Annotated in this window: 2 protein-coding genes; one reads left to right on the top strand and one right to left on the bottom strand. The window is 36.9% G+C overall.

The window, feature by feature from the left end; translation table 11 throughout:
* On the top strand, positions 1-1,978 hold a 1,978-nt coding region (locus ACH2CJ_RS06160; RefSeq protein ID WP_394991375.1), incomplete at its 5' end, for a SprB repeat-containing protein.
* Between the two features lie 85 nt (positions 1,979-2,063).
* Here the strand turns inward: ACH2CJ_RS06160 and ACH2CJ_RS06155 are convergent.
* Complete coding sequence (locus tag ACH2CJ_RS06155) at positions 2,064-4,685, bottom strand: glucosidase (protein ID WP_394991374.1); 2,622 nt, start codon at positions 4,683-4,685, stop codon at positions 2,064-2,066.
* Positions 4,686-4,726: the final 41 nt, after the last annotated feature.

Here is a 4,726-nt window from a genome sequence, read left to right as displayed (position 1 = left end):
CATAGCAGAAGCCGGCATTGACAAAAATTTGAATTGTACATCCTTTTCAACAACTATCGGCTCTGATGCGGTAATTCCAAATGCTACTTATAGCTGGTCACCAAGTTCGGGATTGAGTAGTTCGACGGTATCTATTCCAACAGCAAATCCAAGTGTTACCACAACTTATACTTTGACACTAACCGATAATACCTCTGGTTGTACTGCGACTGATGAAGTCGTTGTAACGGTTGATAAAAACACACCAATAGCTGAAGCGGGTATTGACAAAAATTTGAATTGCATAACCATTTCAACGACTATCGGCTCTGATGCGGTAATTCCAAATGCAAATTACAGTTGGTCGCCAAGTACTGGATTGAGTAGTACAAATGCTTCTATCATTACGGCAAATCCAAGTGTAACAACTACTTATACTTTGACAGTAACAAATGCTTCTGGTTGCACTGCTACCGATGCAGTCGTTGTAACGGTTGATAAAACGCTTCCATCAATAGCTATCACTAATACTAATAACTTAACTTGTACTAATTCAAGTGTAACAAGAACAGCAAGCGGAGGTGAAAGTTATAATTGGTCAAATAGTTTGGGTTCAAATGCCTCAGTAAATATATCTGTCGCTGGTACTTATACTGTAACGGTGACTTCGGCAAACGGTTGTACAGCGACAGCCACAACTGTAGTTACTACTGATAGAGACATACCAAATGTTTCAATTGTGTCAACCGTCGATACGCTAACTTGTACAAAAACGCAAGCTGTTTTAACTGCAACTTTTTCACCAGCAGGCACATACACTTATTTATGGAGTAACGGAACCACACTCTCAAATTTAACAGTTGGCGATGCCGGTACTTATTCGGTAGAAGTTACAGCAGCAAATGGTTGTAAAGCAAGTGCCTCTATTGTGATTGTAAAATTCAATGCCGTAACAGCACAAGTTGATATTACCGATATACTTTGCAAAGGAGGAAATAGCGGGACGATTACCGTAAAAGGTTTCGACGGAATTCCACCATATCAGTTCAAATTGAATAGCGGTTCCTTCCAATCTAACAATGTATTTGGTAATCTTGTTACTGGTTCTTATTCAGTTACAATTAAAGATGCGGGTGGTTGTACAGCTTCTGTAAATGTTACCGTAAAAGAGCCTATTAATCCTTTAAGCATTAGTCTTGTATCAACAAATATAAAATGTAACAGTGGCAATGATGGTCAAATCATAGCCACTGCAACGGGAGGAATACCTACTTATCAGTTTTTAATCAATGGTAACACTCCTTCACCAAGTAATATTTTCAGCAGCTTGACGGCAGGTACATATACAGTTTCAACAATTGACGGAAATAATTGTACCAATACCGTCACTACTACACTGACACAGCCCACGAAAATTATAGTAACAGCAACCGGTACAATGATTGATTGTACTACACCAAAAGGTACAGTTACAGCGTTGGCTTCGGGCGGCACGCCAACTTATCAATATTCGATTGATGGCACGAACTTCCAAGCATCTGGCAGCTTTGCAAACTTAAATGGGGGAATTTATACAATAACTGTTAAAAACATCAATGCTTGTTTGGGAACTGCAACGGCAGTTATTACAGTAGCAGATACAGTTAAACCAACATTCAAAGCAACAGTTATACCCTTAACTTGTACGGGTGGCACAACAAATATTGATGGAAAAATTACTATCTCGAATATAGTAAATGGTATAAAATACCAATATTCAGCAGGTGGAACATTCAATGCGGGTACTGCAACTCCTACCATTGCAACTACTATTCCTCCAAGTGGAATTTTGTCAAACAGCTTGCCAAATCCAAGTGGAAATTCTCAAATATACACTATCCGAGTTTATAATAATAATGATTGTTTCAAAGATGTTACTGTTGAATTAATGAAGCATGTTTGTGCTTGCAAAGTAGATATTTGCCTACCATACAAAATCACTAAAACAAAATCGAGATAATAGAGTAAGCCTATAAACACAAAATAACCTCATCGAATTGGTGAGGTTATTTTTGTTTAAAACATATTTTTGAAAATTAAGGCGTTTACTCCCATTCCCAGGCATCATCATTAATCAATTCGGCAACAACTGCCGTCCAACCTGTTTGATGTGAAGCTCCAATGCCATCAGCTGTATCGCCATGAAAATATTCGTAAAAAAGCAATAAATCTTTATTTTCCTCTTTACGATAAAAATCTTGGTGGTTTCCATGAACAAGTCTATTACCATCATCATTTCTTTCAAAAATACCAATAATTCTCTTTGCCAAAGCATCAGAAACGCCTTCTAAATTTAAAAATTTGTCCGACCCCGTTGGAAATTCTACATTAAAAGTATCACCATAAAATTGATGATATTTTTTTAATGACTTGATAATAAGATAGTTAATAGGTGTCCAAACTGGTCCACGCCAATTTGAATTTCCGCCAAACATTCCTGAATCTGAATCTCCAGGTACATAGCCAATACCATGTTCAATTCCTTGAATATCAACAAAATAAGGATAATTTTGATGAAATTTAGAAACAGCTCGAATTCCTCCTACTGATAAAAATTCATTTTCATCAAGCATTGCTTGCAACAATTTTGTCAGTTTTCCTTTACTAACCAACGAAAGCAAAATATTTCCTCCCTCAGTAATTTGCTCGTTTGGTAAAAACTTATTGGCTTTTAGACGATATTTTTTTACATAATTCATTCTTTTAATAAAGTCTGGAAGGTGTTCAATTTTCTTTTGATCAATGACAGAAACTGCGAAAAGCACACTCAAACCCACCACCGAGCGAACTTTCATGTGGATTGAAGAACCATTGTGCATATTAAGCAAATCATAGAAAAAATTATCTTCATCGTTCCACAAAGCCTCATTGAGCGATTCGGCTATTAAGATAAAATGCTCGTAAAATTTGGTTGCCACATCCTCAAAACTTTGGTCAATCATTGCAATTTCTAAGGCAATATCCATCATATTGAGAGCGTACATTGCCATCCAAGCGGTGGCATCTACTTGCTCTAAACGTGCATTTGTAGGAAGATTACTGCGGTCAATGACACCAATATTATCTAAACCCAAAAATCCACCACTAAATACATTGTTGCCGTTTTCGTCTTCACGATTTGCCCACCATGTAAAATTTATTAGTAATTTTTGAAAAACACGCTTCAAAAAAACAATATCAGCCTTGCCATGAATCGCTTTTTCGATGCGATAAACCGACAATGCCGCCCAAGCATGCACAGGTGGATTTACATCCGAAAAATTCCATTCATAGGCAGGAATTTGTCCATCTGGACTCATATACCACTCACGCATAATCAAAATCAATTGATGTTTGGCAAATTCTGGGTCAATCATGGCCATTGGCACACAATGAAAGGCTAAATCCCAAGCTGCATACCAGGGGTATTCCCACTTGTCGGGCATCGAAATAATATCTTCGTTTTTCAGATGTTTCCAAGTAATATTTCTACCGAGATTACGCTCATTAGGCGGAGAAATTTGTTTTGGGTCACCCTCAAGCCACCGTTCAATATCATAGCAATAATATTGTTTACTCCACAACAAACCAGCAAATGCCTGACGTTGAATATTTATTACATCTTCCAACATATTGCTTGAAAAATACCGAGCATAAAATGTATCAGCTTCTTCCTTTCGGTCATAGAAAACCTTGGCAAATGCTTCTCCAAATGGATTGTCGTTGGCTTGATTGGTTAGTCGAAATGTGAGTTTTTTAGAAGAATTTCCATCAATAGAAAGCTGATAAACAGGCGAAAACTTTGTCCCTATTTTATTGATAGTCAACGCATTATACAGTTCTTTATTTTCTTTACAAATAGCTTCATGAAAAGCATCTTTCACAAAAATTGATTTATTGGATTTACCAAAAATCTTTGCCGTATTTGTCTCATTTTCTGTAAAAAGAGTTCCGTTTGCTTGCTGAAAATAGAAATAATTTTCACCCAAGTTTTCGTGTTTAGTCAAAACACAATTTTCCGAAATAGCCTTAATTTGTGGTTTTTCAACCATATCTCCAGCAGACCAACGATTACGAAACCAAAGCGTAGGTAGTACCGTAATTTCAGCAGCATTACTACTGCGATTACATATTTCGATATTTATACAAATATCGTTTGAATTATTTTTTGCATATTCAATATAAACATCAAAATAATTATTGTTTGCAAAAATCCCCGTATCCAACAATTCATATTCTGGATCTTGTTTGGAACGATACCGATTAACCTCAATCAATTCTTTGTAAGGAAAAGCGGCTTGTGGATATTTGTACAAATACTTCATGTAAGAATGTGTAGGCGTATTATCCAAATAATAATACAACTCCTTCACATCTTCGCCATGATTTCCTTCGGCATTAGTAAGACCAAAAAGCCGCTCTTTCAAAATTTCATCCTTCCCATTCCAAAGGGCTAAAGCAAAACACAGATTTTGACGACTATCCGAAATTCCTCCCAAACCATCTTCTCCCCAGCGATAAGCACGAGAACGAGCATGGTCATGCGGGAAATATGCCCAAGCATCTCCATTTTCGCTGTAATCTTCTCTTACAGTTGCCCATTGTCGTTCTGAAAGATATGACCCCCATGTTTCGAGTGGAACATCTTTTTGAGCATTTATATCAAGTCTTTCTTGTTCTGGATTCATGATTAACCTCCTGTAGAAAACCCTTCAAAAACAGTCATGCC

Origin of the sequence: Emticicia sp. (genome assembly GCF_043780375.1) — a bacterium.
In the GTDB taxonomy this organism is placed as follows: domain Bacteria; phylum Bacteroidota; class Bacteroidia; order Cytophagales; family Spirosomataceae; genus Emticicia.
This window is presented reverse-complemented; position numbering and strand designations above follow the sequence as displayed.

What these genes read in the sequence shown, in the direction of transcription:
- ACH2CJ_RS06155 (WP_394991374.1), bottom strand. Translation starts at nt 4,685, where the DNA reads ATGAATCCAGAACAAGAAAGACTTGATATAAATGCTCAAAAAGATGTT.